This is a genomic window from Pseudoalteromonas sp. 11L1, from assembly GCF_055397545.1.
This window is the reverse complement of sequence record NZ_AP041142.1, coordinates 429,702-452,352: the sequence shown is the minus strand read 5'-3', so window position 1 is coordinate 452,352 and position 22,651 is coordinate 429,702. Positions and strand designations below refer to the sequence as shown.

Below are 22,651 nucleotides of genomic sequence, written 5' to 3'. Positions count from 1 at the left end.
CAAACACAGTGCCAACCTATTATTGGCACTGTGTTTTCTCCCCTCGCTTGACTAAAGCTTTGAATGCCGCTTGTTGATGTGCTTTTTGCACATAACGAGCAGGCAAAGCGTTAACTTCTAATTGATAACCATTTTGCTCAGGTTGTACTTTTGATACTGGCGAAACCCATACAACATTGAGCTCTGGGGCAATTCGCTTAATTACCCGCGCTATGCCTTCACCATTTCTCACATGAAAGTCACCGGCTAAATGTATAACCTGTGTGCCCTTATTTTCACTAATATGGTTAACGATAGACTCAGCCATGGTTTCATCCCAAGTAACTTGCGCGGCGTAAAGTTTTTCGTTTTTACTCGCCGTTCCATGATGCATGGATTGCATAAAGCGTTCTTTATAAAGGCTTGGAGAAATATCTATCTCTTTTGCAATAAAACTACGCTGTTGTGCGTCAAGCTTATTAATATAATTAATACCTTGGCGACCAATACAGGTAACAATATGTTTAGGCGCATTTGCAGCTATCACATCGCTATTTTGTATCTTCGCCAATTCCACTAACGCACGATAATCGCTCTTATAATTAGGCCAAGCCTTAGTGTTATCAATTAAGTATTGTTCGCCAATTTTACTCTCAAGGTAAAGGTTTAGTGTTTGCTGATCAGCGCGGCTAAATTGCTCAAGCGATAGAGCAATAGGCTTATTTTGCGTGCTTAATTGCTGAAACAGCTCAGCCTGAAATAAGTGCACACCGGGGTGTGTATGCCATTCACCGACTAAAACAATATCGGCATTCAAAAGCGTGGATTCTGACAATATTGAATTAACTCGCTGGCCATTTGCATTATAAAGCCCGTAATTATACAAGGATGAACTTTGAGATACTGATACTGTGTTTATACTGCAGCCTGATAATCCACTGAGTAAAACAAGTGCTAAAAATGGGTTTTTCATATCGGTTTTTATAAAAATAAGAATCAAAACAATGAAGTTAGTATACACAACAAACTGCATTAAACCTACAAATGCAAATAAAAACAATTATCATTTGATGTTTTGGGATTTCTGTTTTACAGTCTTAAAAAATAAACAGATATGGAACGTACCATGGCATTACCTTTTTTATGTGCTCGACACAAACAACATGTTTTATGTCAACCAGAACAAGCAATTATAGATATTCAAAATGCGCAGCTAAGTGGCGAAGCGCTGTTTAAACGATACCAATTTGCACAAGCATTGCCGTATTTGGGGTGTGCACTTGAAAGTGCGTCCTTATTAGCTCAAATGTATAACTGTGCGAATAAACAGCAAATCATACAAATTACCTCACTTACAGAGCGCCTTTATTCCACACTTCACTTTTTAGACGAACAAAGTGCTGCGCACAATGCACTCATACAATCTATTAATCTGCTAAACGAGATATTGTATAGCGATGATGAATATCATGACTTAGCGCTTTCATGCATTACACAGCTAAAAAAATTAGCACTGCAACATCCTCCACACCTTACTAAGCACTAATTTTTATGGCAATAAGCAACGCGCTAAACAAAATTGGGTTAACTTTTTATATTAATAATGGCTAACATATCTTCTTCGTCTTCATCTAGGCCAACTTCTTCAAACCCAAAACTAGAATAAAAATCCTTAGCTACAGGGTTTTGCGGGTTATAACAAATCTCGATTTGTTCAAGCTTAGAAGTCGTTTTAATCTCTGCAATTGCCATTAATAATGCTTGGCGGCCAATACCTTTATTTTGATGATGTTCATCTACCATAAAACGCCAAATAGAAACTTTTGTAAGGGTTTCTTGTACCCACATAAAAAAGCCTACAGGCTCATTATTTTGGTAAATAGCTTTACAGGTATACCCAACATTATAATGAGACTCAACTAACGACCACATATTACACGCTACGTATTCTTGTTGCGCTTTTGTAACGTCTAAATCGCATACCTCTTCGTAATTAGCAGAGGTGACATCTTCCAATGAAATGTTCATTATTGTCCTTAATTTCAAACATGGAGTTATAAGTAGTTTTGTTTTATCACGTTATCAGCACTAACATATCTAGGCAATGTATTCTTTTTAGGCACAAAAAGCCGCAGTAATAAATACTGCGGCCTTTGTTTTTACTAAATACTTTAAGCTATGTGCTTTTAGTATGCGCCTGCGCTGTAAATAAGCTCGTAGCTGTGGCTGTAAATCTCAAGGATGTTACCAAACGGGTCTTCCATGTAGATCATGCGGTACGGCTTTTCGCCAGGGTAATAGTAACGTGGCTCTGGCATACGTTTTTTACCACCTGCAGCAACAATACGATCCGCTAAGCCTTCTACATCTGGGTCTTGTACACAGAAGTGGAAGATACCGGTTTTCCAGTATTCAAAGTTGTCTTTAGGGTTTTCTTGGTCTTTAAATTCAAAAATTTCTACACCAATTCGGTCGCCTGTTGAAAGATGCGCTATTTTGAATTTTTCCCAATTTGGACCAAATACATCGGTACACATTTCGCCAATTGGGCTGTTGTCTTCAGTGATCACGGTAGGCTCCATTATGGTGTACCAGCCCATCACCTTAGTGTAAAACTCTACGGCTTTTTCAACATCGGGAACTGAAATACCAATGTGCGAAAAACTACGTGGATATGTATGACTCATAATAAATACTCCTACTTAACTATGTTTAGTTGATGGAGTGAGTTTACGAACTGACCAACATTAAGTAAAATTATCATTAATCATCATTTTGAGTATATTTTGTAATGATAAACCCGACATGGTTAAACACGTTTTGTACTTTAGTTGAGGTAAATCACTTTACCCAAACCGCCGAGCGCCTTTATATGACCCAGTCAGGCGTAAGCCAACATATAAAAAAGTTAGAGCAGCAAGTAGATTGCGCCTTGCTTGAGCGCCACGGTAAACAATTTACGCTTACCGTACATGGGCAAAACTTGTATCAGCAAGGCAGCTTATTATTAAAAGAATGGCAGTTTTTAGAGCAGCAATTAAAAGATGATTCATCTTACAGCGGTTTAGTAAAAATACAGTCGCCAGGCAGTTGCGGGCTAAAGTTTTACAATCAACTATTAGCACTGCAAGTAGAGCACAAGAAGCTAATTATAGATTACCGCTTTGCTCCAAATACCAATGTTGAACAAGCGGTGGCCAATCATAGTGCCGATATTGGCTTTTTAACTCAAGCGCCTACCCTTAGTGAAGTTACCAGCCACAAAATTGGTAAAGAATCCCTATTATTAGTAACGCCCGCACATATAGAAAACCCAACGTGGGAGGTTTTATGTGAGCTTGGCTTTATTGGCCACCCCGATGCAAAACATCATGCGCAGCTTTTACTTAGCGAAAACTACAGTGAATTTGAACATGTTGATCAAATTAAGCAAACGGGGTTTTCTAACCAAATAAGTTTAATACTGGAGCCGGTAAGTTTAGGGCTGGGTTTTACGGTTTTACCCGCACACGCAGTAAGTGCTTTTAATAAACCTGCGCTTATCAAAACGCATCATTTAACCAAACCAATTAGCGAAAATATTTATGTGTGCCATCACCGAAATAGGCCGTTAGCAAAGCGTATGCATAGCGTTATTGACGCAATAAAAGCAGGCTAGGGCACCCAAATCAGCGCCCGTAAAGCCCCTTTACAGCTTAAGCTGTACGTTTGGTTTTTTGCGTAATGTCTGTGAGGCTCTGTTTGCTTTTAAAATAAACCTTGTGCACAGCAAAAGTAAGCAAAGTCATCAGTACCATCATACAAAGTGTCGGCCAAAGGCTGAGAGTATGATAACCAAGCGCCCCCATAAACCAGCAAATAAGTACCCATTGAATAACATAAAGCGCGGTTACATGTTTACTGGCATATAAAAGAGCACGTGTAATAGGGCCATTATATTTATCAGCAAAAATAAACTGTATAGCCGCTAGTGCACATAAATTTAAGCCAATTAAATAGCTAATACCGCCGCCATTTAAATGGAAAAAGTTGCCAAACTGTCCTTTAAAATCAATGGCTAACCATATGCCGCCAATAACAAGTAAAGCAGCACCGAGTTGTGCACATACTTTATATAAGTAATCGGCATTTTGTCGATTACTAAGGTATAAACGACCAAGTACATACCCCATTAATATCGCACTTATCCAAGGAAATACCGGAAAATACACCTGATAGTTATTAGCAAAAAACAAATCACTAATATAAGGTGAAAGTGTAAATTGTTGCCCCCTTACAAACTGGCTCAAAACTGCAATTGCAATGGCTAAAACCGCAATCCATGTTGTTTTCCAACGGGCAATATTAAGCACACCAAACAGCAATAAGCTAACTCCAGCCAGTTGTAAAATATCGCCTGTTAACACCATAAATTGTAACTGCCCAGCACTGAGCGGACTTTGCCAGCCATAAGCATTTATAAATGCCTCAGGCATGGTATTAAATACTTCAATAGGTAGCCAAAACTTGGCCACATTCATTAAATAGGCAAGCAGTAAAAGCTGTATGCCACGCTTAATTAACAGCAAGGGTGTTTGCCTACGCGAAAGCGCCATAGATAGCCCCATTGCCACCAAAAACGAGGCGGTGCCTTTGCCAAGTATATGCACAACCGTACCAAATGCGCTTTCACTTTGAAGCGTCGTGGAGGCATACATCCATAAGGTATGCACAATAATCATAATAAAAACGCTCGCACCACGCGCAAGATCAATCGTTTTAAGACGTTGGTTCATTGGTTTTAATATCCTTTTTAGGGCAGGTTTGGCATTTGCTATAACCGGCTAAATAATAGCGGCAACAGGTTAAACGCTGGGGTTTTTCAGTAAATGGCGTATCAAGATTAAAGTGTTCACAAATAAGGGTGTGCAGCTGACGATGGCAATTGTTGATATGTAAAGTAGTAGCAAGGTCTAAGCTATGAGCTCGCTCAATGGCGCTACTTAATGAATCGAGTAATAACCGAGCTTGTTCTTTTTTACCAAGTGCATAGTCGGTATTTACCCATTCACCAACTTGGCTTATAAAATGAGTAAACGCTTTGGTTTGCTGAGTTTTACTTACTAACACGTCATTATTCAGGTTAAACCCACGACAATAAGCGCCATTAACCGCTAACGGCATGTTAATGGGATCAGCCGTACTTTGCTTGCAAGCAAACCAATAGCAATAAGCGTAAATAGCTTGCCAGCAAAGCTGTAAATACAAATGCCGACTAATAAACTGCTTAGGCGCAGTAGGGTACTGCGCCTTACAACGAACTGTTAAAGCGCGCACTAATAATAAGCTCGGTTTAAAAGTTCGTTGCACGGGTTGTTGGCAATATAAAAACTGCGCAAGGGTAATCGGTTTAGCCATACAGCTTTGCCGATACGGGGTTGTTTAAGTTACCAGCAAACTGCAAACTACCCGCCGGATCCGTTAAATCAACCATTTGCTCATTATTACCTAACTGTAAGCGGTTTAAACAAGAGTGAGCAAACTCATCACTAAAAAAGTCATACTCTTTAAATCGCTCATTTAAAGCAGGGTTAGCATGTTGATACGCTTTAACACTTTGCGTAACACACTGCCAAAAGTCATGCTCTGTAATACGCTCTTCTCGCACTAAAATTGCTACTAAGTATCTAAAGAAACAGTCAAATACATCGGTAAATATACTTAATAGCTCAAGTTCTTTAGGCATAGAAACATGAATACGTTCAACCCCTGCTGGCAATACTTCAGTGCTATTAAGTAAGGCAACCTCTTCACCTATGTCTTTCATATATGCGCCCACTGGCACCGAATTTTTAAGCTTTAAAATGAGGTTTTCACCGTGGGGCATAAACACTAATTTATGCGCGTAAAAGCAATGTACTAGCGGAATTAAATAGGCATTAAAGTAGGCACGTAACCACTGCTGCGTGCTCAAACCACTTTGCGCTATCCATTCGCCCACTAAACTTTGGCCATTATTATCTAAGTGTAATAACGCTGCCATAGTGGTCAGTTGTTCATCACTATTTAAATTATGGTTTGGGTTTTCTCGCCATAAGCAGGCAAACATTTTACGATAGGGTGTATCTCCCAGCGCGCTTTGCTCAAACGTATGATGGGCATAACCTAAGGTGGCGTATTCTCTAAGCGCTGTAAAATTAGCGCCTGCGAGTTGTTGATCTTGGCTAACCTTTTCAAATACCCAATCGTTAATGGCAGGAGTCACCGCCATGTAAGCACGCGATAGGCCGCGCATAAATCCCATATTTAAAATAGACAACGCCACTTTTAAATACGGTTTATGCGGGTGCGAGCAGTTATATAAGGTCCGAATTGATTGTTGCGCTTGATATAAATCGTCACCTTCACCTAAGTACACTAATCGCTGATTTGCCAACTCATTTGCAAATACCACACTCAATTTGTGTTGGTACTGCCAAGGGTGAGCAGGAATGAGTAAGTAATCATCGGGGTTTAGGTTTTGAGCTTTTAGCGCTTTGTTGAACGTATCTCGGGTGGTTAAATCTAGTTCATCACTTATATGGCTTGGGTAATCGGCAAAGTATTCACTATGGGCAAAGTCGCATACCGTTTTATGCGCTGCTAACCACAGTACTTTAAACGGTTTGCCTACTTCTGGCGCATAACGTAAAAAGTCAGCTTTACTAAAACCAATGCGGCCATTATTAGCAACAAAGGCAGGGTGACCTTCGCTCATTGCGGCTTCTATTTTTTGCAGCCCTAAATTAGCTAACTGCGCCGCTGTTAAAGTGTTATTTTCACGTTTAAAGCACGCACTGGCTAAAGTAGCATTTAGCTCTTCAAGGTAGGTGGCAAGGCGCTTACCCGTTAAATCTAGCGCAGGCCCTTGCATACTAAAAAAGTGCAACACATCTAGCGGCTGCAGCTCTTCGTTAAGGTTGTAAAAGCATAGGCTTGGCTCGTCTATATCTATATGATTCAGTGCCATAGCACGGCCATTAAAAATAAAGTAACCGCCTTCAACGTTTACTTTAAAGCCTTGCTTTGTTGTCTCTGCGGCCAATAAACGCTCGTGCACTAGCTCAGTCAGGGCTTTAGCTTGTAAATGCCGGTTTGCCCATTGCCAATGTGGCTGTATCACGTAATCAGTTTGCAAAGGCGCTAACGAATCAGTAAATAGTTGGCTGTGCCTATCAAAGGCTGCTTTATTACAAAAGCCTAAATAAGCGGCTTTTTCGCCTAGTTGAATTTGCTGGGTGTGCACAAATCCCAAACGCTTATTCAAAGTATGAATTTTACTATTAGCAATGTCGGGCTCAACCACAACACGGGCGGCACTGTTTTGAGCAAAAATACTTTGCAGCACGCACTGCATCATTTCAAAACTAAAATGGCGCTTAGGTGCCGTGTTAGGCGCTAATAAAATATGCATACCCACATCATTAGGTTCAACCTCGTACGCCGCTTTCATTAAGCTTTCGTGCTCTGGGCTATAAAGCTCAACTAAAGCCAATAGGTTATTATTTTGCTCGATCACGTATGCCTGATGATGAGGCGTAACAAAAATATCTTGATACGCTTTAGTTATTTGTTGCTCGGTTTGCTGCTGCATACCCCAAAAGTGCGCATACGGTTGCTTAAGCCAATCGCAAACTGTTGGCATATCTGTTTGTTGTAATAACCGCATCGTCACTTTGCCGGTATGCTGTAGGGTGGTTACAAAAGATGAAAAATACATAAAAACTCCAATAAATCTTAAAAACTAAGACGCTGAACGCGCAGTTCGAGCAACAGCCTTAACCCGCCAAAGCAAAATAAAGGCAAGGCTTGCAAAGCCAATGGCAGCAAAGTAAAACACAACCGTGGTTGAAAGATGCTCTACGCTCATACCCACTAGTAACGACGCTAAAATAACCCCGATGTTTTGAGCAATGTGCACTTTGGCAAAGTCGCTGCCGTAATGTGCAGGCTCACTTTTAGCAAATAGCATTACCTCTAGCAGTACCATCACTTGAAATAGCGCAAAGCCATATAAAACACGTGATAAAATCACTAACCCCACCGACTCCTGCGCTTGTAAATAAAGCCCAAACGCCCCCAAAATAAGTGCACATAACAAAGTGCTCGTGCGGCTTAATGTTGGCAGTGGTAAATGCTGCCTGAAATGGTTAAAAACCAGCATAACAAGCGCAGCAAAAGCAGGAATGGCGTATACAACAGCACTTTGCAAGGTGCTGCTTTGTGCGTTTAATGCTTGCCAATGAGTAGTAAAGAAGGGGCGAATTAAAAACGCGCTAAAATAAACCACCACACTTAAAAAGCAAAATTGCCAAATAAAATAGGGAATGCGCTCTCGCGGTTTTTCAGTCGCTATTGCTTTCTGATAAATACCTGTTTTTAATGAATACATTAAGTAGGCGCATAATAAAACCTGAACTAGGTCACCGGCACTACTGAGTAATAACGCATAGCGTGGCTCTGCTAAACTAAAGAAATAACCACCAATTAAAGCACCACCAATCGCACCAAAATGCATCAATACAGAAAACAAACCAATAATAGATAAATGCTTAGTTTGTTGCTCTAATCGCAGTGCAAATGGGTATATAAGTAGGTAGCTTGCCTTTAGCACCAACATTAGTTGGTAGTAAATCCAAAACTCCCATACATTGGTAGCAAAGTAACAAAGCAGGCCAAAACCAGCGGCCACCACTTGGGTTACTAACCACAAAGCCAACTCATTGTATTTTTTAGCGACCTTAGCCCATAGCGGTAAAGCCAGCATTACAGTAATACAACAGTTAGCCACAAAGAGGCCGATTAGAGTGCCGTTACTAATAGCAAATTCACTAGCAAAAAATTGCGGATAAAACGGTAGCAGCAAGGTATCGCATACCACCGAAATAACCGTCAGCAAAATTAGCGCTAAACGAAGACTCATGCGGCGCTACTCTGCTGTTGTGCTGATAGGGTTACATCACTTAAATCAAAGTTTTGAAAAGCAATTTTTTGCTCAACCTGATAAGGCGAATAACCTAAAATTTCACGTAAAATAATACTATTACGATAGCAAGCCATACCTAAATCTGGAGTTACAAAACCATGAGTATGCTGCTCGGCATTTTGTACAAAAATACGTTTTTGTTCGCTATCTACCGCATATTCACGACTCACTAAATAACGACCTTGCTCATCTTGGGGTAATTGGTGGGCAATATTATTTAAAAAAGCAGGGCGCTGATATTTAAAGCCCGTGGCGCAAATTAAAAAGTCAGTTTCTATTGAAAAGGGCTGCTCAAGCTCCTGATGATAAAACTCAGTCAGTAAACGCTTACCTACTTTTTGAGTGCCTGTTAGCCTGCTGTTAGTTTTAAATGTAGTAGAAATTGGCCCATCAAGGCTTTGCGCGTAGAGGGTGTGGAAAATGTCGTTAATTAAATCGCCGTTAATGCCCTTAAATAGATTTTTTTGGTTTTGATTGAGCCAATCTCGCTGCTCAGTTTTTAAATTATAAAAGTAATCTACATACTCAGGAGAGGTCATTTCAAGGGTGAGCTTAGTATACTCAAGCGGAAAATAGCGCGGTGAACGTGCTATCCAATCTAACTGCAAGCCTTGCGGTACTGCTTGCTGCAATAAAGTGTGGTAAATTTCTGCTGCACTTTGCCCAGCCCCTACCACAGTAACCCGTTTAGCTGCCTTTAATTCATCAAGCCGATGACAAAAATCGCTACTGTGCATTACGTTATTTGAGTTACTTTGCACAGCGCAATCAGGAATATACGGTGCAGGCCCTGTGCCCAAAACAATATGGCGAGTCACATAATGTTGCATACCATTAGGGGTGTTACAGCTAACGGTATAACACTCACTTTGCGGGCAAAATTCAACGTGAGTGACTGTTTGTTCAAAGTTAACATTTGAAAGCTGCGAGCAAACCCATTGGCAATATAAGTTGTATTCACGGCGCAATAAAAAAAAGCTTTCGCGAATATAAAACGGGTATAAGCGATTATTTAATTTGGCATAATTTAAAAAGCTATACTGGCTGGTTGGATCCGCCATGGTTACTAAATCCGACATAAACGGAGTTTGTAATGTAACGCCTTCTAGCATCATTCCAGGGTGCCAATCAAACTCACTGCGCTGCTCCAAAAACAGGCTTTTTACATCTTCGAGCGGTTCACTTAAACACGCTAAAGATAAGTTAAATGGGCCAAGGCCAATAGCTATAAAATCGTAAGGTTGATTATCCATTATGCAATTTCCCTATAAGTTTGCCATGCAATGTGGCTAATTTGCTCAATAACAGCGCGTACATCAGATAATTGGCACTGCGCATTAAGCAATGTAAATTTAAGATAATGACGACCATTTATTTTTGTACGGGCAATCATGGCTTCACCGGTTTTTAAAAACGTTTGTCGTACATGCAGGTTTAAAGAGTCGAGTAAATCAAGGTCATGTTTTAAATCATCAGGGGCAAATCTAAATACCAAGGCACTAAGCTCGGGGTAGTTAACTACTTCAAAGTCGGGGTGGTCGTTAAGTACAATATGAGTTTGGCGCGCAAGACCAATAACTTTATCGAACGCACGGCCAAGCGGTGCTTCTCCAGTGGTGCGCAGTGTTAGCCATAACTTTAAGGCATCAAAACGGCGAGTGGTTTGCAGGCTTTTATCAACCAAATTAGGCGTGCCATTTCCGGCCTCTGCTAATGGGTTTAAATAATCGGCATACAAAGTAATGTGGCTAAAATGACGTTTGTCGCTTAATAAAAAGGCACTACAACTAACCGGTTGCATAAATGATTTGTGATAATCAATCGTTATTGAATCAACCAACTCAATGCCATTAAGCGCATTGCGGTGGTGCTCGCTCACCAACAAACCACCACCATAAGCGCCATCTACGTGGCACCATAGCTGCTCTTCTTTAGCTAGCATGGCAATATTATGGATTGGATCGATAGAGCCAAAATCGGTTGTGCCTGCGGTAATAACCACTGCAATGGGTAAATCACCTTGCGCTTTGCTTGTTGCTATGGCGGTTTTAAGTGCCTCCATATCCATTTGCATTTCGCTGTTTGTAGCCACCGGCACCACGGCGTCGTAACCTAAGCCCAGTAACGCCGCTGCTTTTTGAATACTAAAATGGGCCACCTCAGAGCAATAAATTTTAAAACGCGATGCAACAGCCGGTAAGCCCTGAAGTTTTACCTGATGCTCTGGCGCATATCGGCTTACTGCTACTTCACGAGCAACTAACATTGCCATTAAGTTTGATTGCGTGCCGCCACTAGTAAATACTCCATCGGCAGTGCTTGGCAATGCTGCTTTTTGGCATGTCCAATCAATCAGCTTTTGTTCGATTAACGTCGCGCCTGCACTTTGATCCCATGTATCTACTGAGGTATTAATAGCAGCAATAATATGTTCGGCCACAACAGCAGGGTAGGTTACAGGGCAGTTTAAATGAGCCATATAACGCGGATGATGAAAATACACAGCATGATCTAAATACACGCCTTTTAGCTCTTCAAGCACCGCCGGAAAGTCAGCCAATGGCTGTGATAAATCAACATCGTTTACTACTTTTGCTAACGTATTTACCGACACACCTGAAAATGGCTTTTGGGCTTTAGCCATCGCTTGCTGTACTGCCGACAGCCCTTGCAAAGACGCTATTTGATAATTAATGAACTGCTCTAAATTGAATTGTGGGGGCAGGCCGCTTTGTTCAAATACAGCCTGTTTTTCAATGGTATTAATATTTAACACTTGAGATTGAGACACATCAACATTCCTTGAGTACACTTTTTAGGTGCAAGGATCTTAATGATAATGATTTCCATTTACAATAGTGAAAAAAGATTAGATAGCAACTTTTTTTAAATTAGAGCTAATAAGCTTGTCGTATATTTTTAACTAAAATCGATAAACTTCACTATTAAACGACAAGCATTACATGCAAAAAATAAACTTAAAAAAGAGAAAGTTAAGTAAATTATTTTAGCGGTAGCAAAGCCATGTTTAGCCATTACTACCTATTTAAATGTGAGTAAAAAACACGCAACTGAGCTTGATAATCATTATTTATGAAATATTTAATACAATATTTAAAGTATTGGCGATTTTTCTGTTACGTTGGTGTTTGTATTAACGCTAAAGGACGTCATGATGGAAGTAAAGCAACTAGCAAGTCAGACCTTAATCGGCTTAAAAGTAAGAACCTGCAACGCCAATGAAATGAACGCTGGCACTGCAAACATAGCTGAACTTTGGCAAAAATTTGGTGAAAAGTTTGCCAACAGCCTCACCCAAAACACCAAAGTGTATGGTGTGTATACCAATTACGAAAGCGATCTCACTGGTGATTTTGACGTAATTGCCTGCTGCGATAATTTATCAATTAAACTCCCTGAAGCTAAAAAAGTAACCACCCAAGCGGGGCGTTATTTGGTATTTAAAGGTGAGGGTGAAATGCCCGATGCAGTAATCGATTTATGGGGCGAAATTTGGCAATACTTCAGCTCAGACGATTGCCGCTATGAACGTACTTACACCAGTGATTTTGAGTATTATAAAAACAGTAACGAAATAGAAATTGCCATTGCAATTAAAGACTAAAAAACGGCTAGGTTTGTAAGCGCAAACCTAGCCTTTCATTACTATAGTTTAACCCCTGCCAACTAAATCATTCGTTATTACTTGCCAGCTTGGTTTTTAAATCATGTAAATCGCACGCCGTTATTGTAGGCGTTAGTTCCCAGGGATCAAAAATAGCCTCATTTGAGCGCTGTATCCACGCAGCACGCATACCGTGCGATAACGCCCCAATAACATCAAACGGGTTACTCGATATAAGCCAGGTATTAGCACCGGTTGAATTTGCCTCGCGTAAAAAATGACTATAAACACCGGGGTTGGGTTTAAAGGTTTTAATGTCATCGGCGCTCACTACACCTTCAAAAAGCTCACTTATACCAGCCGTTTCGAGCAAGGTATTTACCGCACTGGCCGCACCATTAGAAAACGCAAACAACCGATAGTTTTGTGCTTTTAAGCTCTCAAGCCCTGCTTTAACGTCATCGAATGCGGGTAGGGTTTTATAACGCGCTAATAACTGTGCTTTTTGCTCATCGCTTAAAGTTACCTTGTGCAGTAAACACGCATAATCAAGTGCCTGCTCAGTACACACCGAAAACGGCACGTAGTTTTGCATTAAGCCACGCCTAAACGAATATTCGAGTTGTTTTTCACGCCAAGTAGTTGAAAATGCGTGCGCGTTGTCGCCAACCATATTTTCAAGTAACGACACCACGCCATGAGTGTTTATAAGCGTACCGTATACATCAAACGCCAGTGTAGTTGCCATTAATGGACTCCTGTTTAAATCGTTACTAAAGCGCAATTTTACTACTCAATATTAATCACATTATCAGTTAATAAAGTACACTAAAAGCACCGGCGTTTTAAGCAGTTACTGTAAACCCCCGTTACGGTTTGGTTAAAAATAGCGCATAGTAAATTGGGTGTCTAAAGTGAATACTTCAACATACTGGGGTTAAATATTAATAATTTACAGTACATGTTTGGGCGTTGCTTTGTTGGCAGTAATGAAAGTCTAAAAAATAAAACGCTTCAGCAGGCTTTATATTATGCTTAATTACGTTATACATTAACTGCGCACTGAGTCGCCCCATTTCATATGGATTTTGACCAACGTTTGATGAAGATAACCCTTTGCTAAGCGCATCTAATTGTATTTTTTCGGTATCTGCTGAAACAATAATAAGTTCTTTTGAATCAAGTTTATGTTTGTAGGGTGTCATCAAGTTTATATACTCGGTATTAAATTGCGCAAAACCGGCAACAGCAACAAATGCAGGAGGCTTGTCCATCTTAGTAAGGCTTTTTACTTGCTCTAACGAGGCGCCCCTTTTTCCTAAACTATAAAGAGGGCAGCGGTTATACTCGCTCCAGCCATTTTCTCCCGATAAGCGCTGACTACTTTGCCCAGAAAGCGCAAACCTAACACCTGCGATTCTTTTATTTAAGTTTGGTGCAGTAGGATGACCAGATTGAATACAAATACGCTTATTTTCTTCACTTACTAAATTCTTTAATTGATTGCCTAACGCAACACCAAAGTCAAAATTATCAGTACCAACGTAAGCGAGCCTGTACTGGTGATCTTTTGCTAATAAGTCTGAGTCAAAAGTAATAACAGGAATGTTTTTTTCAAATAAATCTTTAAGGGCTCTCTCTACCAAATAATCAGAATCTGATATTGAAACTAATAAACCATCAATCCCACTTTTTATCATGTCATTAATAATTAAAGCTTGGGTTCGAATATCTTGATAATCATCAGGCCCATCATATTTACAGGTAACGTCAGGCTGTGATTTTGCAAACTCGGTACACCCTTTGTACGCCTGAATATAAAAGCTATCGTTTTTAGTTTTTCCTACTATGCCAATGACAAATTGACCATTTGCAAAAAATGGCAAACACAGCAGCATAAAAAATAATGAAAACGATATTTTAGGTTTGTAAATAGAACAAGAGCTGTAAATAAACTTAGGTTTAATAAAAAACAACGACCAGTATCCTTAATTAAAACGGCATTAATTACAAATTGATATATCAGAATAGCACTTCAAAACAATATAGCGACCACATTGAATATAAATTAAAAAAACAAAAAATAATCCTTAACCGCAATGCTTTTACACAAAGCAATGGCAATAGTAATCTTTTGCTAACGAACAGCTTGCATTCAGTTGAATACTGTAAACCCCCGTTACGGTTTGGTTAAAAATACCGCATGGTAAGGTGGGGTTTTTTCGTTTCTTTTGAAGGAGAGTTTACAAAATGCTGTGGAAATCAATTCTGCAATTTCACATTAATCTAAGTATTAAAGTTAAGCTTTAAATTAATTGAGAAGTGGAGCAGACCACCATGTAGGCTGAAATATAACGACAGGAGTGAGGGCTAATGCTAAAAGCCAAAATATAGCAGCTTGAGCTCGGCTTTTACTAATACGGTAAGACAGTAGCCATAAAAGGGAACTAACTATCATCACAACAAAATATAATAATACTCCATAAACGCCAATACCTTTACCGGCTAAAATAAACTCACTAAATGTGAGGGTTAAGTAAACTTCCGTCCCCACGGCCAATAAAACAGCAACTAAAAATAAGAAACTTCCCATAAAATGTCTGTTCATTATCGTAACCCTAAATCGTATAATGGCTTGGCTAACTCTTTTTAGTTATGTTGTGATGAGTTGGCTTCTAATTTAACCAGTGGCATTATTAACTGCCATTTTGCTGCGTTATAAACCACCAAAATGATGTTTTGTAAACTGTCACGTGTATAAGGATAGTATGAAGTACCTATTAAATATCTTGGTGTTATTAATCTCATTTCAACTTAATGCTCAAGAGATCAAAGTTAATACCGGAAAGTATTCCGATTATTATCACATGAAATACGAACTTACTTCAGGCAATTATTCTGTAAACTCTGAATATGGATTTTCTAAAGGTGGTCAATTTGAAGTATTTGTTCCTAAGGAACGCTTTCCAATCGCCGCTCCAAGTTGCAAAAAGAATATCATAATTCGTATGCCGCACTCGGGCTCCGAAAAACGTAAACGAGCCCTATACAATGAGCTATTGCTGTCCAAAACTATTACAGTTACATTGGAGCTGAATCCATATGTTAAGGTCTTAAAAAAAGATCCATTACAAGTTGAGTTAAAGTATTGCAATGTATTTTTCAGACAAAAAGCTGGCGACTATTTTGATCAGCTTTAATGCATATAATGAGGGTAAAAACACTAGATTATTGCCCTCGCGTTGCTTATATCAGCCAGCTGCTTTTAGCCCATTATTGGGGCATTATATTTCTCTATGAATTCTAGGTGAAATTTACTTATGAAAGGCAGACTCAATGAGTATAGGGTAAGGATAGCTGATTACCGTATAATTTATGAGATACACGACTCTGAAATGATCATATTAGTGGTAAAAGTTGGTCACAGAAAGGCTATATATAAATAATAGATCTAATTAAGTAATAGCTAGAAGTAGGGGGTTACTGATTTATCTTATTGCTTTAGACTTTATCTAATAGGCAAAATAAGGATAACGGGTCAGTCAATACATTTGATGTCTGAAGTCAAGATTTGACCCTTTCGGTTCACTAAAACGCAATTTTATTGCTTTGTATTAATTACCTTATCAGTTAATAAAGTACACTAAAAGCACCGGCGTTTTAAGCAGTTACTGTAAACCCCCGTTACGGTTTGGGTAAAAATACCGCATGGCGAGGTGGTATTTGCTCAAGTAATTAATCAGCAGCGCCTTTAAATCAGAAACATTCGCGTTGTTTTAGAAAGGGTTGTTGAGTTCATAAGTGATCGTTAGCAATCAAAGTACGTAATAGCCAAAAGTAGGGGGTTACTGATTTATCTTATTCCTTTAGACTTTGTCTAATAGGCAAAATAAAGATAACGGGTCGGTCAATGAATTTGATGTCTGAAGTCAAGATTTGACCCCCTTTGGTTGATGAATTTGATGTCTGAAGTCAAGATTTGACCCCCTTTGGTTTTGCTTTAGACTTTATCTAATAGGCAAAATAAGGATAACGGGTCAGTCAATAAATTTGATGTCTGAAGTCAAGATTTGACCCCTTTGGGGTTTGACCCCTTTGGGGTTCATTTTTAATTATGTATTATCAGTTTATAAGAGAGCAAAACCGACGCTTTGTACAAGAACTGTCACCCCGTTACGGTTTGGTTAAAAATACCGCATGATGTGGTGGCTTTTGATCAAGTAATTAATCAGCAGCGCGAACAAATCAGAAACATTCGCGTTGCTTTAGGAAGGGCTGAAGGGCTGTTGAGTTTTTAAGTGCTAGTTATAAATCAAATTAAGTAATAGCTAAAAGTAGGGGGTTACTAGTTTACATTATAGCCTTAAGCTTTGTCTAATAAGCAAAATAAGGATAATTGGACAGTCAATAAACTTGATGTCTGGAGTCAAGATTTGACCCCTTTGGATTCTTGACCCCTTTGGATTCTTTGGTTTTGCTCAAGAGCCGATTCAATTAACTGCTTGCTGGCTGACCCTTACGTATCTTTGGCGCTGCACTTGTCAACGAAAGTATTTTCAAATTTAATATATGCTTAATTGACAAGCTGTGTCTTGATAAACTGTGCCACACGTATATATCCGATTTTTTTAATCATATTGGAATTGTCTGTTTTAAGTCTTTGACTCCAATAGTATCTGGCTACTATAGGTCCCAATAGGGCTTAAAAAGTTGCCTAGAGGGAAAACTAAACGATTGCTTTGAGTACACTCAAAATAGCCGTTCATTTATCCTATGACAATGAAATGCATTATAATTTTAGAGTAAGCATGGAAGAGAGAATAGTATGCCTCCACTTCTAATAAAAGCTCGAAGAGTTCAAACAAAAGCCTGTTAAGTAAAGGTGGTCAATTCACTCAGTGAACACAAGTTGGTATAAAAAATTGGTAACTCGAGTAGGAAAAAATATGACATGGAACAAAGCACTTCGCGCTATTGCAATAATTTTCTTATTTCTTTTATATGGTTGCGAGTATCAAACGTCCAGTGTCACAGACGCTGCTCCGAAAAACGCGCAACAAGAATTAGAAAAATCAGAAAACCTATCAATGCAACACCAATTAAGAGTTTTAAAACGCTGGGCTGAAGCGGGAGATAGCGAAGCAGTGATACAGCTTGGCTACATCTATGAGAAAGGAGCTTTCATTCAGCCTGATTTAGGTAGAGCGATTCGTTACTGGACAAGTGCGTCAACCAATGGAAATTACAATGCTAGTAGAAAGCTAGCATCTGCTTATAAAAATGGTCTAACCAATCCTTACACTTGGGACATTAAACCCAACCCAGAGCTGGCTAAGTTTTTCAAAGATAAATATATAACTCAATTACAGGAGCAGTCTCAGAGTGACGCGAATGCAGCATTCCTTCTCGCAAAAAAAGTTAGTCAAAACTCTGAATCGGAGCGGTTATTAAAATTAGCTAAAACCATATTAGAAAAAAGCATGTTACAAGGAGATAGCGAAGCAAAATTTATTTTTGCTAGCTTAAAAGGTTCCGGCCAGCACCCAATGATTTTTGAAAACGAAGAAGCTGCAATTAAACTTTTGAAAGAGCTTGAAACTCAAAATTTTATAAAAGCTAAAATGTTACTTGGGAGAATCTATGCAGGTAGTCTTAGTGACTTGCATCAATATATAAAGAATTCTGAACACTTAACTGAGAAGAAAATGCACGAAATTGCAGTTGCATATTTTCTCCCGCTGGCAAATAGGAATCACCCTATTGCACAGCGCCGTCTCGCTCGACTGTTTAGTTCCTCAACCCATTTGAATGATAGAGATAACCAAGCAGTTTTTTGGGCAAATAAAGTTTTAAAGCAGTTGTCCGTTGAAAATAAGGGTAATTTTTTCTGGGAGTTTAATAAAATCAAAATTGATGCAAATACGAACATGTCTGATGCTAAAGGTTTACTCTCTGTTTATTGGCACTTGCTAGAAAGTCCTTACTCTGAATCCAAAGGGCTTAATTATAGTGAAATAATAGATACTCTTGTTAAAAGTATGCTTATGGAAAATGAAGGGGCTCCAGAGCAAAAGTTACTTGCTAAGCACTACATCGCACTAAAGGAAAAGGGGAAGTCAGAAGAAGTTTTACAAGATTTATATAGGTTAAAAACCTCAATTTCAAAACTCAGTGAAGAAATCATTGATAGTGATAACCGACACAAATATGACAGTGTAGTTTTGGGTAATTATTTTAAGCTAATTACAAAAGAAGATAATCCCAGTTTATTTGAAAGAGCTTCTAATGAATTTGACAGGGTTTTAGAGCTAAAAGAGTAAAGAACTAATACAACTTAAGCTTGTGTTTTCTCGTAGCTAATTTTAGTCACAGGTTTGGCAAGCGTTGTATGTCCCGCCTTTGACGCTTTCCACTCAACCTGTACTACCTAGCGACTCGGTTAGGTTTAATTACTTTTGCTAGGTTTGTTGCACTCAACCCAACCAATATTCAACGAACTTAAAACCTTTCCCCTAGCACCTTTTACCTTTCACCTTGCGGTGTAAACCCCCATGACATTTTGATTAAAAAAGCCACACCTCAACATTTTTTAAGGTGTGGCTTTTTTGCAGCAGCTGTAATTAAAATTAAGCGACATTCGCTGCTAATAACTCGTTACGTACTAACTCTGCGCCTTTGCTTAGGGCGTTAAGTTTGCCGTTTGCGATGTCGCGGGGCAGGGGAGCCATGCCGCAATTGGTACAGGGGTAGAGTTTGTCGGCATCTACATATTTAAGTGCTTCGCGTAGGGTGTTTGCCACTTCTTCGGGTGTTTCTATGGTATTGGTGGCTACATCGATTGCGCCCACCATTATTTTTTTACCGCGCACGAGTTCTAGTAGCTCTATGGGTACATGTGAGTTTTGGCATTCTAGCGAAATAATATCTATATTCGATTTTTGCAGCTTAGGGAATACTTCTTCGTATTGTCGCCACTCGGTGCCGAGGGTTTTCTTCCAATCGGTGTTGGCTTTAATGCCGTAGCCATAACAAATATGCACGGCGGTTTCGCATTTTAACCCTTCTATAGCTCGCTCTAGGCAGGCTATGCCCCAGTCGTTTACTTCATCAAAAAACACGTTAAAAGCGGGTTCATCAAATTGAATTATATCAACCCCTGCGGCTTCTAGCTCTTTGGCTTCTTGGTTGAGTATTTTAGCAAATTCCCATGCCAGTTTTTCACGGCTTTTATAATGATCGTCATACAGGGTGTCGATCATGGTCATTGGCCCAGGCAATGCCCATTTAATTGGTTGACTGGTTTGCTGGCGTAAAAACTTGGCGTCTTCAACAAATACCGATTTAGTGCGAGACACAGGGCCAACCACTGTGGGTACGCTGGCGTCGTAACGGTCGCGAATTTTAACTGTTTTACGGTTTTCAAAATCAACGCCATTTAAGTGTTCAATAAAGGTGGTTACAAAGTGCTGGCGAGTTTGTTCGCCATCGCTGACTATATCTACGCCTGCAGTTTGTTGCTCGTGCAGGGAAATACGCAGGGCGTCGTGTTTGCCATCAACCAGCTCACTGCCTTGTAATTTCCACGGTGACCATAAGGTTTCGGGCTCAGCAAGCCATGACGGTTTTGGCAAGCTGCCCGCTGATGATGTAGGTAATAGTTTTTTCATAATAAATGCTGCCTTTAATTTTGTTGTGTGATTAAGCGATACTTGCCGAGAACTGCTGCAGCACTGACTGATAAGGCTTAATAAAGTGCCGCTCGGTAAATTTGCCTTGCTCAACCGCTAATTGACCTCGCTCTGCGCGGTCATACACAATTTGCGTTAACGAATGGTCGTCATTTTTTAAATTAGGTTTATAACGGCTACCTGCGGCGGCGTTGGCGTTATAAATTTCTGGACGATAAATTTTTTGAAACGTTTCCATAGTGCTAATGGTGCTAATTAGTTCAAGGTTGCTGTAGTCGTTAAGTAGGTCACCAAAAAAGTAAAACGCTAACGGCGCAACGCTATTTGGTGGCATAAAGTAGCGCACTTGTAAGCCCATTTTTTTAAAGTATTGCTCAGTTAACGACGACTCATTAGGCTGATACTCTACGCCTAAAATAGGGTGTAAGTTTTCAGTTTGCTGATAGGTTTTGTTATCAGACACGCTTAAACAAATAACCGGTGGCTTTTTAAAGTGCTGTTTATAGGTATTTGAGTTTACAAAGCATTTAAACAACTTGCCGTGTAAGTCACCAAAGTTATCAGGGATACTAAATTGCGGTTTGCTTTTGTTATGCTCAAGCAATAACACGCTAAAGTCGTAGTCGCGCACATACGATGAAAAGTTATTACCCACCATGCCTTCTATTCGCTCGTTGGTTTGACGGTCAATAATATTGGTTTTTAATACCTCAATTGACGGAAATGCCTGGCCACTGCTAGTAATATCTAAATCAACCGAAATGATCTCGAGCTCAATCTCGTAACGATCCCCTTGTGGGTTATCCCAACTGGCCAGTGCATTAAAACGGTTGTTGATCATTTTTAGGGTATTACGCAGGTTTTGTTGGCGGCTTTCACCCCTTGCTAAATTAGCGAAATTGGTCGTAATACGTGTGTTATTTGATGGATGGTAGTTTTCATCCAAGTTAGTGCTTTTAATAGTAAATGTAAGATCAGTGCTCATAGCCGTATCCTTTCAATTTGAGTTGTTACTGCTTTTATCAATGACACATTACTTGCTGTTAAAACCAAACTAACGGGATAACTGTAATGGTGCTTTGCAGAGTTAATAAATTTATACGCGCTATGTAGCATGAAGAAAAACGGTATTATTTCAGGTAAAACATGAGCCAGATTCACTCTCTTACTAAGTTGAATGAATAAATTAGGCTAGTAGACGCTCCCACTCAGACAAAACCCATTTTAGAAGTCTAGATTTCTAGATGTTTTTATGGGTATTGTGATTTATTCATACAAAACGTGAGTATTATTCAATGCTTATAGGCACTTAAAGTGCCATTTGCATAAACGGTTGTTGATATACTCGAATAAACTTAGGTGAGCTTAAGCGCTTTATTAAGCAGCTCGCCGTCGCAGAACTTTCCACAACATAAGAAGAGATAAAAGGAATGAGTGATTTAATAGTGTTAATTATATACTGCGCCATATTAGGTAGCGGTGTTGGTTTTTTAGCTGGCTTATTAGGAATAGGGGGCGGGCTGGTGATTGTGCCCATACTCAGCATGATATTACTGCACTTTAATGCTTTGTCACCTGAACAAGTAGTGGTGGTTGCCATTGCGACTTCGCTGGCCTCTATTTTATTTACTTCGACCTCGTCGGCTATTGCGCATCATAAAAATGGCAATGTACCCTGGGATATTGCACCTTGGGTGATGGCGGGCGTTGCCTTTGGCGCGCTCATTAGTGGCTTTATGGCCGCGCTGTTACCTGAGCATGTAGTGCGTTTAGTATTTGCTGTAAGTGTGGTGTTAATTGCATTAAAAATGATTTTTTCAGGTAAGAATGATTCAGCAATAGAGCGCCCGTTGCCAAACAAAGGGTTGCTAAGCGTTTATACGACCATAACCGGTGGCTTGTCTACCATGATTGGTATTGGCGGCGGAGCCGTATTAGTGCCATTACTGACGTTTTTTTCTGTCGATATGAAAAAAGCCATTGGCTGTGCCTCGGCCTCAGGCATTGTGATAGCGCTTTTTGGCTCAATGGGTTATATCAGCTCAGGCAGCCAGTTATTTAGCCTAAAAGAAGGATTTGCGGGCTTTGTGTATTTGCCCGCTTTATTGGGTATTGTATGCACCTCATGGTTTACCGCACCACTTGGTGCTAAAGCCACGAATTATTTACCAGTTTCAACCATAAAGAAAATATTTGCCGGCTTATTAATTGTAATGGCAATCAATATGTTTACTCGATAAGAGCATTTATATGAGCCTTAAAAAGACGCGGCATAAAGCCGCTGCTACCGTATTAGCTACTAGTAGCAGCGGCTTTATGCCGCGTCGAGGTTAAATAATAGCTTTTAGCCCCCGT

The 22,651-nt window shown here is 39.7% G+C and carries 21 protein-coding genes; 7 read left to right on the top strand and 14 right to left on the bottom strand.

Features of this window, described 5'->3' with window-relative positions; all coding sequences use genetic code 11:
• Positions 1-19: 19 nt before the first annotated feature.
• Positions 20-952 (bottom strand): ChaN family lipoprotein, encoded by a 933-nt coding sequence (locus ACZ5WS_RS17735; RefSeq protein ID WP_418609171.1) that lies wholly within the window; start codon positions 950-952, stop codon positions 20-22.
• 153 nt (positions 953-1,105) lie between these two features.
• Here ACZ5WS_RS17735 and ACZ5WS_RS17730 point away from each other — a divergent pair, with 153 nt between their 5' ends.
• The gene (locus tag ACZ5WS_RS17730; protein ID WP_010388755.1) at positions 1,106-1,525 is read left to right on the top strand and encodes a hypothetical protein; all 420 of its coding nucleotides are present in this window, start codon (positions 1,106-1,108) and stop codon (positions 1,523-1,525) included.
• A 38-nt stretch (positions 1,526-1,563) separates the two neighbouring features.
• Here ACZ5WS_RS17730 and ACZ5WS_RS17725 read toward each other — a convergent pair whose 3' ends face one another.
• Positions 1,564-2,007 (bottom strand): GNAT family N-acetyltransferase, encoded by a 444-nt coding sequence (locus tag ACZ5WS_RS17725; protein ID WP_090495266.1) that lies wholly within the window; start codon positions 2,005-2,007, stop codon positions 1,564-1,566.
• Positions 2,008-2,165: 158 nt separating this feature from the next.
• Positions 2,166-2,666: a lactoylglutathione lyase family protein gene (locus ACZ5WS_RS17720; protein WP_008130525.1), complete on the bottom strand. Its 501-nt coding sequence runs from the start codon at positions 2,664-2,666 to the stop codon at positions 2,166-2,168.
• Positions 2,667-2,770: 104 nt separating this feature from the next.
• Here ACZ5WS_RS17720 and ACZ5WS_RS17715 point away from each other — a divergent pair, with 104 nt between their 5' ends.
• Positions 2,771-3,637, top strand: coding sequence for a LysR family transcriptional regulator (locus tag ACZ5WS_RS17715; RefSeq protein WP_464711606.1), 867 nt, complete (start codon positions 2,771-2,773; stop codon positions 3,635-3,637).
• Positions 3,638-3,674: 37 nt separating this feature from the next.
• On the opposite strand, the gene ACZ5WS_RS17710 is transcribed toward ACZ5WS_RS17715, so the two are convergent.
• The 6 genes from ACZ5WS_RS17710 to ACZ5WS_RS17685 are packed head-to-tail and all read right to left on the bottom strand — an operon-like array spanning position 3,675 to position 11,774.
• Positions 3,675-4,754: a heparan-alpha-glucosaminide N-acetyltransferase domain-containing protein gene (locus ACZ5WS_RS17710; protein ID WP_464711604.1), complete on the bottom strand. Its 1,080-nt coding sequence runs from the start codon at positions 4,752-4,754 to the stop codon at positions 3,675-3,677.
• On the bottom strand, positions 4,738-5,376 hold the full coding sequence (locus ACZ5WS_RS17705; RefSeq protein ID WP_464711602.1) for a hypothetical protein: 639 nt from the start codon (positions 5,374-5,376) through the stop codon (positions 4,738-4,740). Before ACZ5WS_RS17705 ends, ACZ5WS_RS17710 begins: the two co-directional genes overlap by 17 nt.
• Entirely contained in the window at positions 5,369-7,717 is a 2,349-nt protein-coding gene (locus ACZ5WS_RS17700) for a GNAT family N-acetyltransferase (protein ID WP_464711600.1), read from the bottom strand. Before ACZ5WS_RS17700 ends, ACZ5WS_RS17705 begins: the two co-directional genes overlap by 8 nt.
• A 24-nt stretch (positions 7,718-7,741) precedes the next feature.
• Positions 7,742-8,920: an MFS transporter gene (locus ACZ5WS_RS17695; RefSeq protein ID WP_464711598.1), complete on the bottom strand. Its 1,179-nt coding sequence runs from the start codon at positions 8,918-8,920 to the stop codon at positions 7,742-7,744.
• On the bottom strand, positions 8,917-10,236 hold the full coding sequence (locus tag ACZ5WS_RS17690) for a lysine N(6)-hydroxylase/L-ornithine N(5)-oxygenase family protein (protein ID WP_075170136.1): 1,320 nt from the start codon (positions 10,234-10,236) through the stop codon (positions 8,917-8,919). Before ACZ5WS_RS17690 ends, ACZ5WS_RS17695 begins: the two co-directional genes overlap by 4 nt.
• On the bottom strand, positions 10,236-11,774 hold the full coding sequence (locus ACZ5WS_RS17685) for a pyridoxal phosphate-dependent decarboxylase family protein (protein WP_138606406.1): 1,539 nt from the start codon (positions 11,772-11,774) through the stop codon (positions 10,236-10,238). Before ACZ5WS_RS17685 ends, ACZ5WS_RS17690 begins: the two co-directional genes overlap by 1 nt.
• Before the next feature lie 384 nt (positions 11,775-12,158).
• Between ACZ5WS_RS17685 and ACZ5WS_RS17680 the strand changes: the two genes are divergently transcribed.
• The gene (locus tag ACZ5WS_RS17680; RefSeq protein WP_096038942.1) at positions 12,159-12,608 is read left to right on the top strand and encodes a GyrI-like domain-containing protein; all 450 of its coding nucleotides are present in this window, start codon (positions 12,159-12,161) and stop codon (positions 12,606-12,608) included.
• Between the two features lie 67 nt (positions 12,609-12,675).
• Here ACZ5WS_RS17680 and ACZ5WS_RS17675 read toward each other — a convergent pair whose 3' ends face one another.
• From ACZ5WS_RS17675 to ACZ5WS_RS17665, 3 genes are all read right to left on the bottom strand, one after another.
• A complete protein-coding gene (locus ACZ5WS_RS17675) occupies positions 12,676-13,356 on the bottom strand; it encodes a haloacid dehalogenase type II (protein ID WP_464711595.1) in 681 nt (226 codons plus the stop codon).
• Positions 13,357-13,552: 196 nt separating this feature from the next.
• Positions 13,553-14,584, bottom strand: a complete 1,032-nt coding sequence (locus ACZ5WS_RS17670) for a substrate-binding domain-containing protein (protein WP_464711593.1) — start codon at positions 14,582-14,584, stop codon at positions 13,553-13,555.
• Between the two features lie 335 nt (positions 14,585-14,919).
• Positions 14,920-15,216 carry a hypothetical protein gene (locus ACZ5WS_RS17665; RefSeq protein WP_198522551.1) on the bottom strand — a complete coding sequence of 99 codons (297 nt, stop codon included), beginning with the start codon at positions 15,214-15,216 and terminating at the stop codon, positions 14,920-14,922.
• Positions 15,217-15,376: 160 nt separating this feature from the next.
• On the opposite strand from ACZ5WS_RS17665, the gene ACZ5WS_RS17660 reads away from it, so the two are divergent.
• The 3 genes from ACZ5WS_RS17660 to ACZ5WS_RS17650 all read left to right on the top strand — a co-directional run bounded on the left by ACZ5WS_RS17660 (position 15,377) and on the right by ACZ5WS_RS17650 (position 18,928).
• A complete protein-coding gene (locus ACZ5WS_RS17660) occupies positions 15,377-15,808 on the top strand; it encodes a hypothetical protein (protein WP_198522552.1) in 432 nt (143 codons plus the stop codon).
• Positions 15,809-15,928: 120 nt separating this feature from the next.
• Positions 15,929-16,054, top strand: a complete 126-nt coding sequence (locus ACZ5WS_RS17655; protein ID WP_464711591.1) for a type II toxin-antitoxin system RelE family toxin — start codon at positions 15,929-15,931, stop codon at positions 16,052-16,054.
• Between the two features lie 1,500 nt (positions 16,055-17,554).
• Entirely contained in the window at positions 17,555-18,928 is a 1,374-nt protein-coding gene (locus ACZ5WS_RS17650; RefSeq protein WP_464711589.1) for a tetratricopeptide repeat protein, read from the top strand.
• 306 nt (positions 18,929-19,234) lie between these two features.
• Here ACZ5WS_RS17650 and ACZ5WS_RS17645 read toward each other — a convergent pair whose 3' ends face one another.
• Both ACZ5WS_RS17645 and ACZ5WS_RS17640 read right to left on the bottom strand, forming a co-directional pair.
• Positions 19,235-20,275 (bottom strand): methionine synthase, encoded by a 1,041-nt coding sequence (locus ACZ5WS_RS17645; protein ID WP_010388778.1) that lies wholly within the window; start codon positions 20,273-20,275, stop codon positions 19,235-19,237.
• 31 nt (positions 20,276-20,306) lie between these two features.
• Positions 20,307-21,281, bottom strand: coding sequence for a DUF1852 domain-containing protein (locus ACZ5WS_RS17640; protein WP_464711587.1), 975 nt, complete (start codon positions 21,279-21,281; stop codon positions 20,307-20,309).
• 445 nt (positions 21,282-21,726) lie between these two features.
• On the opposite strand from ACZ5WS_RS17640, the gene ACZ5WS_RS17635 reads away from it, so the two are divergent.
• Entirely contained in the window at positions 21,727-22,536 is an 810-nt protein-coding gene (locus tag ACZ5WS_RS17635; protein ID WP_464711585.1) for a sulfite exporter TauE/SafE family protein, read from the top strand.
• Positions 22,537-22,651: the final 115 nt, after the last annotated feature.